The sequence below is a fragment of the Pseudomonas sp. WAC2 genome (assembly GCF_030403525.1).
GTDB classification, from domain to species: Bacteria; Pseudomonadota; Gammaproteobacteria; order Pseudomonadales; family Pseudomonadaceae; genus Chryseomonas; species Chryseomonas luteola.
This window is the reverse complement of sequence record NZ_JAUEPD010000003.1, coordinates 59,310-75,086: the sequence shown is the minus strand read 5'-3', so window position 1 is coordinate 75,086 and position 15,777 is coordinate 59,310. Positions and strand designations below refer to the sequence as shown.

Sequence of the window (15,777 nt, the reverse complement as noted above, 5' to 3'; positions counted from 1 at the left end):
GTCCAAGTATCGCTGATATGGCAGGGTTACTTAGCCTTGCGCTAAATCATTTCAGCAAGTGACAGGCATTATTATGACAATAACGAAACAGTCTTCTTCGGATGGAACCTCCCTTTCCCCGGCGCTGAAACCGCGCCACGTCACCATGCTTTCCATTGCCGGTGTTATCGGTGCCGGGCTCTTTGTGGGCTCAGGTCATGCCATTGCCGCGGCAGGGCCTGCCGTGCTGCTGGCCTATGCCTTGGCTGGAACCCTTGTGGTGCTGGTGATGCGAATGCTCGGTGAAATGGCCGTGGCCTCGCCAGATACCGGCTCCTTTTCGTCCTATGCCCATCAGGCCATCGGACGCTGGGCCGGCTTTACCATCGGCTGGTTGTACTGGTGGTTCTGGGTATTGGTGATTCCGCTCGAAGCAGTGGCGGCTGCGGCCATCCTCAATGCCTGGTTTCCGGCAATTGCCACCTGGCAGTTCGCGCTGGCGATTACAGCCTTTCTGACGGTGACCAACCTCTTCAGCGTCGCCAAGTATGGTGAGTTTGAATTCTGGTTCGCGCTGCTCAAGGTACTCGCGATCATCGCGTTCATCGTACTGGGCGCAGTGGCCATGGTCGGAGCACTGCCAGGGCGCGAAGTCAGCGGTCTGGGTACGCTGATGGCTGCCCATGGCGGCTTCATGCCCAACGGCTTCAATGCCGTCATCGGGGCACTGTTGACCACCATGTTCAGCTTCATGGGGACCGAGATCGTAACCATTGCTGCGGCCGAGTCGAAAAACCCTTCCAAGCAGATCGGCAAGGCGACCAACTCGGTCATCTGGCGTATCGGTCTGTTCTATATCGTCTCGATCTTCCTGGTCATCTCCATCGTGCCCTGGCAGGACCCACAGCTTCCGGTAGTAGGCTCCTACCAGCGTGCGCTGGAGTTTCTGTCTATTCCCCACGCCAAGCTGATCGTTGATCTGGTGGTGCTGGTCGCAGTGGCGAGCTGCCTGAACTCGGCGCTTTATACGGCATCGCGCATGCTGTTCTCCCTGAGCCGCCGGGGTGATGCACCGGCTGCCTTTGGTCGGACGGCTGCCGGCGGCGTGCCGCGTGCCGCCGTTCTGGCGAGCACTGCTGTGGGCTTTGCAACGACGATCGCCAACTTCACCATGCCGGAGGCCGTGTTCAGCTTCCTGTTGGCAACCTCTGGTGCAGTGGCCCTGCTGGTTTATCTGGTGATTGCCGTGTCGCAGCTGCGCATGCGTCGCAAGCTGAACGCAAGTGGTCAGCCCATCGAGTGCCGCATGTGGTTGTTCCCTTGGCTGACCTGGCTGGTGATCGGCTTCATCATCATGGCGCTGGGTATCATGCTAATGACAGAAGCGCACCGCATGGAAATCCTGGCCACCGGCCTGCTGGCCTTGGTTGTGGTTGCCATCGGTTCCTGGCTAGGCGCCAGGGATCGTAGCAACGCTACCCTGATGACGGCCTCGCAAAGCCGTTAATCCTCCAGGACCGGTAACGAGGGCTCGTTACCGGTCTTTCCTTCTGGATTTCTTCATTAATAGCTACTCCCTTTTTGTAACGCCGGCACGTCTGATTTATACCGTGCGAGACTGCCTGATCTGTTCTGTTGCTCTCGGCATAGTGGCAAGTCCTGTCAGAAAGAGCTACGCACCGTTTCAGGGCTTTTTTCTGAGACGAAGCGGCAAAAAGGTAGACATTTCTGCGGCGCTTGGGTAAAAAAGGATTATCTCTCGGCGCCAAACGCGCCATGCTGTTATGAAAACGCAAGTCTTGTTTCCATCGGTAACGCAAAAATGCCCATTTATGGTGCGTTGCGTTACAGATTGACCCAATTTGGACCATAACAGTTTCCATTTTTTTGCTTCTGCTCCTGCACAATTCTTCCTGACTGTTTATGGCGGTAACACTTCCGCGGCACGACAATGTGCGCATCTTAAATAGTTAGCTACCTGTCATAAGCAGGAAGGAAAGCATCATGGAACACACCCTACGTTCCAACTCATTTACCGCTTCAAACGCTTCTAAATCCGATACTTCGCTGGTGCTGCGCGTTCTGACAACGCTGTCGGTCTGGCATCGTCGTATCGTCAGCCGCAACGAGCTGGCCCGCCTGGATGCCCGTATGCTGGCCGACGCCGGTATCACTGAAGCCCAGCGTTACGAAGAACTGCACAAGCCGTTCTGGCGTTAAGTGTTACGGTTACGCACACCATAACCGGCAAGACCTGTCGGGAGCCGTCATCGATAGCGGCTCCCATGACATCCCTCCCGCGTTTTTCTTCTCTTTCCTCTCTATTTAGCCGGCCTCTTGCCTTGCCGGATTTTCCTGCGTGCGCGTTTTTCAGCACCGTGCCCGGGCTTCTATTGAATTGCCGGAACCTTGCCTGAGGCTTAAAGTCAGTCGCCTATAACCAGAACAACCCCTGCGCAGCAGACCTTGATGGACGACTCGCGGGTAAATCGCCACGTCGACTGCTGGCATGCATATGGACTGTGAGGGAGGTTAATTGGCAATGCTTTTCTTTTCGCGGCGCGCTAGACCCCTGTTTCAGCGCACTTCCGCGTTGTTTCTGCTAGGGACGGCCCTGACCGGTATGGCAGGCTGCTCGGACGATTCACAACCGGCCCCCAATCCTCCTCACGTAAGAGTCCAGCGTGTAGCCCTGGAAGAGGTAGCGACTACCACCACCCTGACAGGCGATGTGCAGGCGCGTATCCAGACCACACTGTCATTTCGTATCAACGGCAAGATCAATGAGCGTCTGGTCGATGTGGGTGATCACGTCAAGCAGGGGCAGGTCCTTGCCCGTCTCGATCCGCAGGATCAGCGCAACAACGTAGCCGCCGCCGAAGCGCAGGTGTTTTCCCAGCAGTCCAGGGCGAATCTTGCCCGCGTGCAGTTCGAACGGCAAAAGGCGTTGATGCCCAAGGGCTACACCACCCAAAGCCAATATGACGAGGCCCTGGCTGCCCTGAAGGGCGCAGAAAGTGCCTTGAGTGCTGCGCGTGCTCAGCTGGACGATGCACGCAAGCAGCTCAGTTATGCCAATCTGGTATCGGCCGCCAGCGGCGTAATCACCGAGCGGCAGGCCGAGGTCGGGCAGGTCGTTCAGGCATCCATGCCGATCTTTACCCTGGCGCAGGAGGGCGACCGCGATGCCGTCTTCAATGTGCAGGAATCGTTACTTGCCCGCGATCCGGGCAACCAGCCTATCGAGGTCGCCCTGTTGAATGATCCGACGGTGCGTACTACCGGCCAGGTACGCGAGGTTTCGCCGGTCATTTCCCAGCAGAGCGGCACCGTGCGTGTGAAGGTGCTGCTCGACAAGGTCCCGCCGCAAATGGCGCTGGGGACAACCGTTACGGCGTCGTTGGGTACGCCAGGCAAGCAGCGCGTTGTGCTGCCCTGGACAGCGCTCAATGGCACCGTGGAAAAGCCCGCCGTGTGGGTACTGGACGCTGACAACCGCGCCCACCTCAAACCGGTGACAGTTGCCCGGTACATCACCGGGCAGGTCATGATCGATGATGGATTGGCACCTGATGACCGCGTCGTGACGGCTGGTGGTCAGCTGCTTTATGACGGACTCAAGGTCGAAGTCGTCGAGGTCACGGATCATGTACCCCCTGTTCAGCCTGCTGCCATCCACCCTGGTGATAACGCTAAGGCTCAACAGGGAGCGTCGTCATGAGCAGGGTACGTGTTCTTCTACTGGGCCTCGTGGCGCTGCTGGCCGCGTGCTCCGACAAGCAGGAGCCACCGCCTCCGGTCCGCCCGGTACTGTTCGTTGAGGCCAAACCCCAGCAGGCACGCGCGCTCGGTGCCTTTACTGGGAATATTCAGGCACGGTATGAATCAACCTTGAGCTTTCGCGTAGGCGGGCGCATTGCCCAGCGCAAGGCTGATGTGGGCGATGTGGTGAAGAAAGGCACCTTGCTGGCTGCGCTGGACCCGACCGATCAGCAGAATGCTTACCGCAGCAGCGAGGGTGATCTGGCCCAGGCTCAGGCACAGTGGATGGACGCCGAGGCCGATGCCAAGCGGCAGCAGGCCTTGTATGCCAAGGGTGTCGGGTCCAAGGCGCAGCTGGATCAGGTCATGGCCCAGTTGCATACGGCTCGCGCTGCACGTGATCGTGCCCAGGCCGCCCGGGATCAGGCCCGCAACCAGCTCTCATACAGTGAGCTGTATACCGATTTCGATGGTGTGATCACGGCCTGGCATGCCGAAACCGGGCAGGTGGTATCCCCTGGTCAGCAGGTAGTCACCCTGGCGCGTCCCGAAGTAAAGGAGGCGGTTGTAGACCTGCCGGCAGCGCTGGCAGAGACACTGCCGGCCGACACGACGTTTACCATCACCTCGCAGTTGGAGCCTTCGGTCTCTACCACCGGCCGCATCCGTGAGCTGGCGCCTCAGGCCGACGCCATGACGCGAACCCGGAGGGTACGACTCACGCTGGCCGAACTGCCCCCAACGTTCCGCCTGGGCTCGCTGGTAACGGTAACGCTGACCAATGATGCGCCCCGTGAGCTTACCGAGCTGCCGGCCAGTGCATTGCTCGAGCGGGATGGCAAAACGTGCGTCTGGATCGTCGACCCTGACACCAAAACCGTTTCACTGCGCGAGGTCCATGTGCTGACCCGAGATGAGCGGAGCATTACGGTCGATAACGGCCTGAACGCGGGCGAGCGGGTCGTGACGGCCGGCGTACACAGCCTCAAACCTGGACAAGACGTAAAAATGGATGTGGAACAGCGCTGATGAAATCCTTCAACCTTTCTGACTGGGCGCTGCGTCACCAGTCCTTTATCTGGTACATCATGTTTGTCGCGCTGTTGATGGGAACCTATTCCTACTTCAACCTTGGCCGCGAAGAGGACCCCTCGTTTACCATCAAGACCATGGTGATCCAGACCCAGTGGCCGGGCGCGACCACCCAGGAAACCCTGGAGCAGGTCACCGACCGGATCGAAAAGAAACTCGAAGAGCTGGATTCGCTGGATTACACCAAGAGCTTTACCCGGCCGGGCTTGAGCACGGTGTTTGTGTACCTGCGCGATACCACCAGCGACAAGGAAATTCCCAATATCTGGTATCAGGTCCGTAAGAAGATTTCTGATATCCAGGGGCAGTTTCCGCAAGGGATACAGGGACCGGCCTTCAATGACGAGTTCGGCGATGTATTCGGCAGCATTTATGCCTTTACTGGCGACGGTATCTCGTACCGGCAGCTGCGCGATTACGTAGAGCGGGTGCGCCTGGACATCCGCGCAGTGCCGGACCTGGGCAAGGTTGAACTCATGGGTGCGCAGAACGAGGTCATCTACCTGGATTTCTCGACGCGAAAACTGGCCGCACTGGGGCTCGATCAGCGACAGATCATGCAGAGCCTGCAGGCACAGAATGCCGTGACGCCCTCCGGCGTAATCGAGGCCGGTCCGGAGCGCGTTTCGGTACGTACCTCCGGTGAATTCAAGTCAGAGAAAGACCTGGAGGCTGTCAACCTTCGGATCAATGACCGCTTCTACCGTCTGGCTGATCTGGCCACCATCCACCGTGATTACGCCGATCCGCCTACATCCCTGTTCCGCTTCAACGGCGAGCCGGCCCTGGGCCTGGCAATTGCCATGCGCAAGGGCGGCAACGTGCAGACCTTTGGTGCGGCGCTGTCCGAACGGATGAAGGCGATTACCGGTGAGCTACCGGTCGGGGTGGGCGTGCATCAGGTGTCCAACCAGGCCGAGGTGGTGGAGAAGGCGTCCAGTAGCTTTACCCATGCGCTGTTCGAGGCGGTCATCATCGTGTTGGTGGTGAGCTTTATCAGCCTGGGTCTGCGTGCCGGGCTGGTGGTAGCCTGCTCAATCCCTCTCGTGCTCGCCATGGTGTTTCTGTTCATGGAATACAGCGGTATCACCATGCAGCGGATCTCCCTGGGCGCCTTGATCATTGCCCTGGGCCTTCTGGTGGATGACGCCATGATCACCGTCGAGATGATGGTGACCCGGCTGGAAGAGGGCGACTCGCTCCACAAGGCGGCCACCTACGCCTATGACCACACGGCCTTTCCGATGCTGACCGGCACGCTGGTCACCGTGGCGGGATTCGTGCCTATCGGCCTCAACAAGAGTACCGCGGGGCAATACACCTTTACGTTGTTTGCCGTGATTGCCGTAGCGCTGATCCTGTCGTGGATCGTGGCAGTGCTGTTCTCGCCGGTGATGGGGGTGCATCTGCTACCCAAGTCGCTCAAGCATAAAAAGGAAAAAGGCCCGGGACGGCTGGCGCGCTGGTCCCAGAGTTCGCTGGTCTGGTCCATGCGGCACCGCTGGCTGACCATCATCATGACGGTGTTGCTCTTTGCGGCCGCGCTGTTCTGCATGCGTTTCGTGCAGAACCAGTTCTTCCCGTCCTCGGATCGGCCGGAAATTCTGGTGGACTTGAACCTGCCGCAGAACAGCTCCGTGCTGGAAACCCGTGCGCAAATGGATCGTTTCGAGGCATCCCTCAAGGGAGACCCAGACATTGCCCGGTGGAGTTCGTATGTAGGACAGGGTGCGGTGCGCTTCTACCTGCCGTTGGATCAGCAGCTCAATAACCCGTTTTATGGACAGGTCGTTATTGTCAGCAAGGACCTGGAGGCCCGTAATCGACTCATTCCTAAGCTCAAGGAGCGGCTCAAGAACGAATTCGTGGGGCTTGATGGGTATGTTCAGCCTCTGGAGATGGGGCCGCCAGTAGGACGGCCGATCCAGTATCGCGTCAGTGGTCCAAGCATTTCCGAGGTGCGTAAGCAGGCACTGGCATTGGCCAGCGCCATCAGTGCCAACCCGCATATCAGCGATATCCTTTTCGACTGGAACGAGCCGGGGCGGATGCTGAAAATCGATGTGAACCAGGACCGTGCCCGCCAGTTGGGGCTATCGTCCCAGGACGTGGCCCAGATCATGAACGGCGTGGTGAGTGGTACGCCTATTACCCAGGTGCGTGACAGCATCTACCTCGTCAACGTGGTAGGGCGCTCTGAAGATGCCGAGCGCAGCTCTATCGAGACCGTGGAAAACCTGCAGATCGTGACGCCCTCGGGCACCTCGATTCCGCTCAAATCCTTTGCCACGGTGGGGTACGAGATGGAGCAGCCGCTGGTATGGCGGCGTAACCGGCAGCCGACCATTACGCTGAAAGCCACGATTGAAGGCTCCATCCAGGCGCCGGATCTGATCAAGGCTCTTCAGCCCAAGATCGATGAGTTCAAAGGTAACCTGCCACTCAACTATCAGGTCAACGTAGGCGGTACCGTAGAGGAAAGCGGCAAGGCGCAAAAGCCTATTGCAAGCGTGATCCCGCTCATGCTGTTCCTGATGGCCACGTTCCTGATGATCCAGCTCCAAAGCGTTCAGAAGATGTTCTTGGTTGCCAGTGTGGCGCCGCTGGGGCTGATCGGGGTCGTACTGGCGCTGGTGCCCACGGGAACGCCGCTGGGCTTCGTGGCCATTCTGGGGGTGCTGGCGTTGATTGGGATCATCATCCGCAACTCGGTCATCCTGGTAACCCAGATCGATGAGTTCGAGCAGGATGGTCGTCATCCCTGGGATGCGGTCATCGAGGCGACCAATCATCGACGTCGGCCGATTCTGCTGACAGCCGCTGCCGCCAGCCTGGGCATGATTCCCATCGCCCGGGAGGTCTTCTGGGGGCCGATGGCCTATGCGATGATCGGTGGCATTGTGGCAGCAACCCTGCTCACGCTGCTGTTCCTGCCAGCGCTATACGTGACCTGGTATCGCATCCGCGAACCAAGCAAAGCGCAATGAGAAAAGAAGGAAAAAACGGCAGCTGAACCGCCCCGGAGGGGTCGGGCGGTTCCAGCATGCCACAAGGAGCTATCTCCGGAGCTGCAGCAGGGTACGGGAGGGAGAAACCCAGTGCTAAAAGATTCTCGTCAGGGCTAACGAGAAGAGCACCGGCAGTACTGCAGCTCACATGGACAAGAATAAAAGCGTAACATCTGGAAATAAATAGGCTGCTAAGCGAAACAGCGTTACGGAGCAGGCAACAATAATGGATACGTTACAAGGCATGCGGATTTTTACCCGGGTGGTCGACGCGGGCAGTTTTACGGCCGCTGCGGCCTTGCTGGACTTATCGACGGCGCAGGTTTCCCGGGTGATTTCTGACCTGGAGACGCATCTACAAACACGGTTGTTACACCGTACTACCCGCCGGCTGGCGCTAACGGAGGCTGGGGAGCGCTATCTGGAGCGCTGCCGGGGCATTCTCGATTCGGTAGCCGAAGCTGAGGCTGAGGCCAGTGGTGCACACCTTAAGCCTTCCGGCCGGTTGCGCGTGCACTCCCTGACTGGCCTGGGAACCGAACACCTGGCGCCTCTGGCGGCGCTCTATGCCGAGCGCTATCCAGATGTCACGCTGGATTTCACCCTGTCCCAGAATCGTCCTGACCTGATCGAAGAAGGCTACGACGTTGCGATTACCATGGATCGGCATCTGCCTGACTCCGAACTGGTCGCCCAACGGCTTGGTGAGGTCTATAGCGTCGTCTGTGCCTCGCCCGATTACTTGGCCAAATGGGGCACGCCCCATCATCCGCGCGATCTGGACCAGCACACGTGCCTGTTGCTTCAGGACCCGACATTTCCCGAGGAGTGGGTATTTACCAAGCCGGACGAAGAAACGTCGATTAAGCCCCGCTCGATCTATCAGGTAAACGTTGCGGATGCACTGGCCAATACGGCCAAGGCCGGACTCGGCCTGTGCCTGTTGCCCAGCTTTATTGCTGCACCGGCCTTGCGGGAAGGCGGACTCGTGCGGGTATTGCCCGAGTATCGCCTGCGTGAGCGCAGTGTCTATGCGCTGTATCCGTCCCGACGCTTCCTGGATGCCAAGATCAAGGCGTGGGTGGATATCCTCAAGGAAGAGCTACCCAGACGGTTTAGCAACGACGATGACATCGTAGCCATGCATTCCTACTGGGCCATCTGAGCCTGCCTCGCCTGGAATACTTGCGCAATTGGTAAATCTCTATGTACCCAGGCGATATTTTTCAATAATTGTTACGCGTTATCCTAGTGATGAACCCAATCCAAGGGTGTCAGGAGTTCATCATGTTACGTTTGTTTACTGCCTCGATTCTTGCTGTATCTGCTGTTGCTTTTACCCAGGTGAGCTTTGCCCGTGATTCCTACGAGCAGAACTACAAGCTCGTCAACCAGAACCACGCTGTCATGGAGCGCTTCCAGCAGGCGCAACAGACTCAGAAAGCCCAGCAAGACCAGCAGGTTTCCCAGCGTTAATCCCGTTTGGCCCAGGCGCCCGCCGCGCCAAACGTCGTCTTCAGGACCTGCTCGTTTTCGGAGCGTTTCCGCCACTGCCAGAAGTTTCCCCCCTTATGGACCATGCTCACGGTGTGAGGATGTGCATCTCCATTGCCTTCAGGCGTGACGCAACTGCTTGTCGATAGCGCAGGTTCTCAAGGAAAAACCATTCTGCTCCTTTGGTTTTTCATGTTTTAGCCGCATCCCTTGATGCGGCTTTTTTATATCTGCGGTATTTATTGCAGGACTGCTTCAACTGCATCCCTTGCCTACCGGAGAGTACATGTCCCATCAAGACCTCGTTTCCATTCCTGATCGTCTGGCCGCCTTGCGTCAGGTTATGCATGAAGAGGGCGTCGATGCCTGCCTGATTCCGTCCGCCGATCCGCATTTGTCGGAGTACCTGCCCGAGCGTTGGCAAGGGCGGTCATGGCTATCGGGTTTCACGGGCTCGGCCGGTACGCTGATCGTGGCAAAGGATTTTGCTGGCGTCTGGACGGACAGCCGCTACTGGGAACAGGCCCAGGCTGAGCTGGCAGGTTCGGGCGTGGAACTGATGAAGCTGGTGGCTGGCGGCATGCAGGCCCACATCGACTGGATGGCCGAGCATGTACCAACGGGTGGTACCGTAGCGGTGGATGGGGCTGTGCTGTCGCTGGGTGCCGCCGAGGCGCTGCGCAAGGCTTTTGCCGATAAGAACATTTCGCTACGCACCACTATCGACCTGATCGACCGTATCTGGCCCGAGCGGCCCGCATTGCCTGCGGCGCCGGTATACGCTCACGAGGCGCCATACGCACCGGTATCCCGCACTGAAAAGCTGGAGCAGGTACGCAAGGCGATGGCCGGGCAAGGGGCTGACTGGCATTTCATTTCCAGCCTGGATGATATTGCCTGGCTGTTCAACCTGCGGGGTGCCGATGTGTCTTACAACCCGGTCTTTCTGGCCCATGCGTTGATCGGGCCGGGTCAGGTGCAGCTGTTCGTCGGTGCCGGGAAAATTCCGACGGCTCTTGAGCGCACACTGAACGAAGCCGGTATCCAGCTGGCCGCCTATGACGCGGCCCATGATGCTCTGGCGACGCTGCCTGCCGGGTCAAGTCTGCTGGTCGATCCGGCGCGCGTCACCTACGGCCTGGTGGAAGGCGTGCCCTCCAGCGTCAAGCGCATCGAAGCGATTAATCCATCCACTCTGCTCAAGTCCCGCAAGACGGCAGCCGAAGCACAGCATGTGCGTGAGGCCATGGAACAGGATGGCGCGGCTTTGTGCGAATTCTTCGCCCAGTTCGAGGCGGCACTTGAGGCGGGAGAGCGGGTGACCGAGCTGACGGTGGATGAATGGCTGACCGCTGCCCGTGCACGCCGTCCCAATTTTGTCTCCCTGAGTTTCTCTACTATTGCAGGCTATAACGCAGGGGGCGCGCTGCCCCATTACCATGCAACAGAAGAGGCACATTCTGTTATCGAGGGCGACGGCCTCCTGCTGATCGACTCCGGCGGTCAGTACCTGGGAGGCACGACGGATATCACCCGCGTTGTGCCCATTGGCACGCCCAACGACGAGCAGAAGCGTGACTTTACTCGTGTACTCAAGGGCATGATCGCGTTGTCCAGAGCGCGTTTTCCGGCAGGCATCGCGTCGCAGATGCTCGATGCGATTGCCCGTGCGCCCATCTGGGAAGCGGGCATCGATTACGGTCATGGAACCGGGCATGGGGTAGGATACTTCCTGAACGTACACGAGGGGCCGCAATCCATCACGTTCTATGGTCAACCATCCCCCAACAGTGCCATGCGGGAAGGTATGATCACGTCCAACGAACCCGGTATCTACCGGCCCGGGCAATGGGGCGTGCGCATTGAGAACCTGCTGCTCAACGTGGCCGAGCCTGAAACCGAGTTCGGCCAGTTCATGCGTTTCGAAACCTTGACGCTGTGCCCGATCGATACCCGTTGTATCGACCGTACGCTCATGCGTGAAGATGAGATCGCCTGGCTGAACGCCTACCACGCCGAGGTGCGTGAGCGTGTCCGTCCGCTGGTCAGCGGTGCGGCGCGCGATTGGTTGGACACTCGAACCCGGCCGCTATAAGCGTCCGTTTATTTACCGCCATGGAAGTCGGCCACAAGCGGGCTTCCTCGGGTGGTTCTCAAGGAATACCCATGAACGACCATAGTCAGCAATTCGCCAGCGACAACTATTCAGGGATCTGCCCGGAAGCTTGGGCGGCCATGGCCGAAGCCAATCACGGGCACGATACCGCCTATGGTAATGATGCCTGGACGGCCCGCGCCGCAGATCATTTCCGCGAATTGTTCGAAACCGATTGCGAAGTCTTCTTTGCCTTCAACGGTACTGCTGCAAACTCCCTGGCCCTGGCGGCCCTGTGCCAGTCCTATCACAGCGTGATCTGCGCCGAGACGGCCCACGTAGAGACGGACGAATGCGGTGCCCCGGAGTTCTTTTCCAACGGCTCCAAACTCCTGTTGGCCCCGACCACCCAAGGCAAGCTGACGCCTGATGCCATTCGCCAGATTGCCACCAAGCGCAAGGATATTCATTTTCCCAAGCCCCGAGCGGTCAGCATTACCCAGGTCACAGAAGTCGGCACGCTGTATAGCCTCGACGAGCTGAATGCAGTAGCCGATACCTGCCGCGACCTCGGCTTGCGTCTGCATATGGACGGCTCGCGCTTTTCCAACGCGGTGGCAAGCCTTGGCTGCACACCGGCCGAGGTGACGTGGAAGGCCGGCGTTGACGTACTCTGCTTTGGTGGAACCAAAAACGGCATGGCGGTGGGCGAGGCAATCCTGTTCTTCAACCGTGACTTGGCCGAAGACTTTGAGTACCGCTGCAAGCAAGCTGGCCAGCTGGCCTCGAAGATGCGTTTTCTCTCCGCGCCGTGGGTGGGCATCCTCGAAAACAATGCCTGGCTGCGTTATGCCGAACACGCCAACCACTGCGCCCAGCTCCTGGCTGATCTGGTGAAAGACGTGCCCGGGCTGAGCCTGATGTTTCCGGTGCAGGCCAACTCGGTGTTCCTGCAGCTTTCCGAGCCGGCACTGGAGCTGTTGCGTGCCCGTGGCTGGCGCTTCTATACCTTTATCGGCAGCGGTGGTGCCCGTTTCATGTGTTCCTGGGACACTCAGGAGTCCCGCGTACGTGAGCTGGCTCGGGATATCCGCGACGCCATGCAGTCCTGATCAGGCCTGCGCTCTTGAAAACGCCGTACAGCGATCCTGTACGGCGTTTTTGTTAGTGCGCGATATCTTCCAGTGCCAGGTTGCGAGTCTTGGGTCCGAAGCCGCCAATGGTGATCATCACGATCAGCATGCTGGTTACGATAAACGTGATCACGCCCGGCGTACCGAAGTGTTGGAGAAAGAGGCCGATCAGTACACTGCTGAAGACCGTGGAAAGGCGACTGAAGGAATAGCAGAACCCGACAGCTCGGGCACGAATGGGCGTGGGAAACAGCTCGCTCTGGTAGGAGTGGAAGCTAAAGGTCAGCCAGGCGTTGCACAGGGTGATCATCGCCCCACATGCGATCAGACCAGTGGCTGAGCTTTGAAACGCGAACAGGGTGCCGAACAGCATGGTGCCGATTGATGAACCCACGATCTGCCATTTGTTCTCGAAACGGTTGGCGATCTTTACGAACAACAAAGGCCCCAACGGGTAGGCCAGACTGATCACGAAGGCATAGGTCAGACTGTGGGTAACGCTGACGCCCTGGCCAGACAGCAAGGCTGGAAGCCAGTTGCCAAAACCGAAGAATCCAATGGCCTGGAAGATGTTGAAGACGATCAGCATAAGGGCGCGGCGGCGGTAGGGCGGCTGCCAGATTTCGGTGAAGCGCCCCTGGGTCTCGAACGTAACCGCTTCGACGTGCGGCTCGGGAAGTGGGGCCTTGATGTCCCTGGCACAACGGGCTTCCAGGGTCGACAAAACCTGATCCGCCTCGTCCAGACGGCCACGTTGCGCGAGCCAGCGGGGCGACTCGGGCAAGCGTGAGCGCAGCCACCAGATAAACAAGGCGAATACTGCACTGGCCAGTACAACCCAGCGCCAGCCGGAAATCCCGAAGGGGTCCTGCGGTACCAGCCAGGCCGACATCAGGGCGACCGCGGGTACGGACAGGAACTGGACGAAAAAGGCAAAGGCGAAGGCTGACGTACGGATGCGCTTGGGCACCAGTTCGGATAGATAGGCGTCAATAGTGACCAGCTCGATTCCCAGCCCGATACCGACGAAGAACCGCATCACGATAATGCCTAGTGCTGTGCTTTGCAGACCCATGAGCACCGTAGCCGCGGTGTACCAGATAAGCGCAAAGGTAAAGATGCGCCGGCGGCCGAAACGGTCTGCGATGGGACTCAGCAGACTTGCCCCTACGAACAGGCCCAGAAAGGTTGCCGAAGCGAACGCGGCCTGGTCAGCGATACCGAATACACCGGCGCTGCCAGTGGCAAACAGCCCGGCGCGTATCAAGCCAGGGCTGATATAGGCGGTCTGGAACAGGTCGTACAGTTCGAAGAAACCGCCGATGGAAAGCAGGGCGATTAGTCGCCAGAGCGTTGCCGTGGCGGGTAGCCGGTCGATGCGTGCCGAAATTTCGGCGGCACGCCGGTTGGAGAAAGCGGACGCTTCGGTGTCGGCAACCGATGAACCTGTCGTGAGCGAAGAAGAGGACATGCGCGAACATCCACAGAAGGGCGATACGCTTATCCTAGGAGAGTAGTGCTGATGTTAGGTTGCTAAAGATAAGGTTGGAAAGGGTATTTGCGACACCTAAGCATAGGTTCTCAGCGGAAATTGGTGAATACTGCTTTTCCTGAGCATCTTGTTGGCAATAATAAAAAAGAGCAGAGCCCCTGGAGTCATTCCGAACCAGGGGCCTGTCTGTTACTTCAGATGCTTGCGCAATTCATCACCCGCCTGGGTGATGGCGCTTTGTACCGCAGGAACGTCGTGGAAGACGTTGAGTAAGCCGTAGTCATGGATAAGGCCGTTGTAGCGGACCTGCACCACATCCACACCGGCTGCATTAAGCTTGCGGGCGTATGCCTCACCCTCATCGCGCAGTACATCGTACTCTGCAGTTTGGACCAGTGCGGGCGGCAAGCCTTTGAGCTGCTCAGTCGTGGCCTGCAGCGGCGAGGCGTGAATTTCCTGGCGCTGCTTGGGATCGGTGGTGTAGTTATCCCAGAACCACCTCATCATGTTGCGGGTCAGGAAGTGCCCTTCGGCATAGGTGTCATACGAGCCGGTGTCGAAGTTGGCATCGGTGACAGGCCAGAGCAGCACCTGATAGCGGAGCTTGGGCGTGCCTTGCTCTTTCGCCATCAAGCTGACAACTGCCGCCATGTTGCCGCCTACGCTGTTGCCTGCGACAGCCAGGCGAGAGCCATCTACGTTGATTTCTTTGCCATGCTCGGCGACCCAGCGGGTAGCGGCATAGGCCTGATTGATGGCTACCGGATAATGCGCCTCAGGCGAAGGCGTGTAGTTCACAAAGACGGCCACTGCTCCCGAATCGACCACCAGATCCCGCACCAGACGCTGGTGAGTGGGGAAGTCACCCAGCACCCAGCCGCCACCGTGGAAGAACATGAACGCCGGCAGTGCCTTGGTGACACCGGCAGGTCGGACGATGGTCAGCGAAATCCTCTGCCCATCAGCGGTAATAGTCTTCTCGCTCACCTCTACGTTGGACAGATCGACCTTCACGCCTGATTGGGCACCCGTCAGGACAGCACGGGCATCCTTGGGCGAAAGTTGCTCGAGAGGCTTACCCCCGCTCTGGTTCAAGGTGTTCAGAAAACCTTGGGTGGTACGTTCAAGGCCGGCGTCATCTGCGGCCAGGGCATGACCAACGACCAGGGAAAGGGCAGAAACAGTGAACAGCTGAGCAAGCATTTTCATGATCCGGTTCTCCAAGGACGCCGCGCTGGGGCGTCCCGCGTCAGGCTTAGACGAGGGTCAGGCGTACATCCACGTTGCCGCGGGTGGCATTTGAGTATGGGCAGACCTGATGGGCCTTCTCGATGATGTCCTGGGCTTTGGCACGATCCAGGCCCGGCACGCTGACGCGCAGTTCGATGTCCAGGGCAAAGCCGGTGGGGATCGGACCGATACCGACTTCTGCCGTCACGCTGAGATCACTGGGCAGCGCCACTTTTTCCTTGGCCGCTACAAACTTCATGGCGCCGATAAAGCAGGCCGAGTAACCCGCTGCAAACAGCTGCTCAGGGTTGGTTGCTTCGCCGCCTTGTCCGCCCAGCGCTTTTGGGGTAGCCAGTTTTACATCGAGAATACCGTCGGCGCTGATGGAACGACCGTCACGGCCACCGGTGCTGGTTGCGGAAGTCTTGTACAGAATGTTCATGTGCATCGTCCTCGGATTAATTTGATTATTGCGATAATCATTTGGTCTTT

At 58.7% G+C, this 15,777-nt stretch carries 12 protein-coding genes; 9 read left to right on the top strand and 3 right to left on the bottom strand.

Annotated elements, in window-relative coordinates; all coding sequences use genetic code 11:
* Positions 1-73 precede the first annotated feature (73 nt).
* The 9 genes from gabP to QWJ10_RS07450 all read left to right on the top strand — a co-directional run bounded on the left by gabP (position 74) and on the right by QWJ10_RS07450 (position 12,542).
* Entirely contained in the window at positions 74-1,486 is a 1,413-nt protein-coding gene (gabP, locus tag QWJ10_RS07490) for a GABA permease (protein ID WP_150348211.1), read from the top strand.
* Between the two features lie 497 nt (positions 1,487-1,983).
* A complete protein-coding gene (locus tag QWJ10_RS07485; protein WP_074821494.1) occupies positions 1,984-2,199 on the top strand; it encodes a DUF1127 domain-containing protein in 216 nt (71 codons plus the stop codon).
* Positions 2,200-2,521: 322 nt separating this feature from the next.
* The gene (locus QWJ10_RS07480; RefSeq protein WP_289925195.1) at positions 2,522-3,700 is read left to right on the top strand and encodes an efflux RND transporter periplasmic adaptor subunit; all 1,179 of its coding nucleotides are present in this window, start codon (positions 2,522-2,524) and stop codon (positions 3,698-3,700) included.
* Positions 3,697-4,770, top strand: coding sequence for an efflux RND transporter periplasmic adaptor subunit (locus tag QWJ10_RS07475; protein WP_289925193.1), 1,074 nt, complete (start codon positions 3,697-3,699; stop codon positions 4,768-4,770). Before QWJ10_RS07480 ends, QWJ10_RS07475 begins: the two co-directional genes overlap by 4 nt.
* On the top strand, positions 4,767-7,820 hold the full coding sequence (locus QWJ10_RS07470) for an efflux RND transporter permease subunit (protein WP_289925789.1): 3,054 nt from the start codon (positions 4,767-4,769) through the stop codon (positions 7,818-7,820). The genes QWJ10_RS07475 and QWJ10_RS07470 overlap by 4 nt, the downstream gene beginning before the upstream one ends.
* Positions 7,821-8,067: 247 nt before the next feature.
* Complete coding sequence (locus QWJ10_RS07465) at positions 8,068-9,006, top strand: LysR family transcriptional regulator (protein ID WP_074821503.1); 939 nt, start codon at positions 8,068-8,070, stop codon at positions 9,004-9,006.
* 122 nt (positions 9,007-9,128) lie between these two features.
* Positions 9,129-9,317, top strand: coding sequence for a hypothetical protein (locus QWJ10_RS07460; RefSeq protein ID WP_010796664.1), 189 nt, complete (start codon positions 9,129-9,131; stop codon positions 9,315-9,317).
* A 304-nt stretch (positions 9,318-9,621) separates the two neighbouring features.
* Positions 9,622-11,430 carry an aminopeptidase P family protein gene (locus QWJ10_RS07455; protein ID WP_289925188.1) on the top strand — a complete coding sequence of 603 codons (1,809 nt, stop codon included), beginning with the start codon at positions 9,622-9,624 and terminating at the stop codon, positions 11,428-11,430.
* Positions 11,431-11,501: 71 nt separating this feature from the next.
* Positions 11,502-12,542: a low specificity L-threonine aldolase gene (locus QWJ10_RS07450; RefSeq protein WP_289925186.1), complete on the top strand. Its 1,041-nt coding sequence runs from the start codon at positions 11,502-11,504 to the stop codon at positions 12,540-12,542.
* A 52-nt stretch (positions 12,543-12,594) separates the two neighbouring features.
* Here QWJ10_RS07450 and QWJ10_RS07445 read toward each other — a convergent pair whose 3' ends face one another.
* The 3 genes from QWJ10_RS07445 to QWJ10_RS07435 form a co-directional block, all read right to left on the bottom strand.
* Positions 12,595-14,034, bottom strand: a complete 1,440-nt coding sequence (locus tag QWJ10_RS07445) for an MFS transporter (protein WP_239382256.1) — start codon at positions 14,032-14,034, stop codon at positions 12,595-12,597.
* 210 nt (positions 14,035-14,244) lie between these two features.
* Positions 14,245-15,264 (bottom strand): alpha/beta hydrolase, encoded by a 1,020-nt coding sequence (locus tag QWJ10_RS07440; protein ID WP_289925182.1) that lies wholly within the window; start codon positions 15,262-15,264, stop codon positions 14,245-14,247.
* 46 nt (positions 15,265-15,310) lie between these two features.
* Positions 15,311-15,727 carry an organic hydroperoxide resistance protein gene (locus QWJ10_RS07435; RefSeq protein ID WP_010796669.1) on the bottom strand — a complete coding sequence of 139 codons (417 nt, stop codon included), beginning with the start codon at positions 15,725-15,727 and terminating at the stop codon, positions 15,311-15,313.
* Positions 15,728-15,777 lie beyond the last annotated feature (50 nt).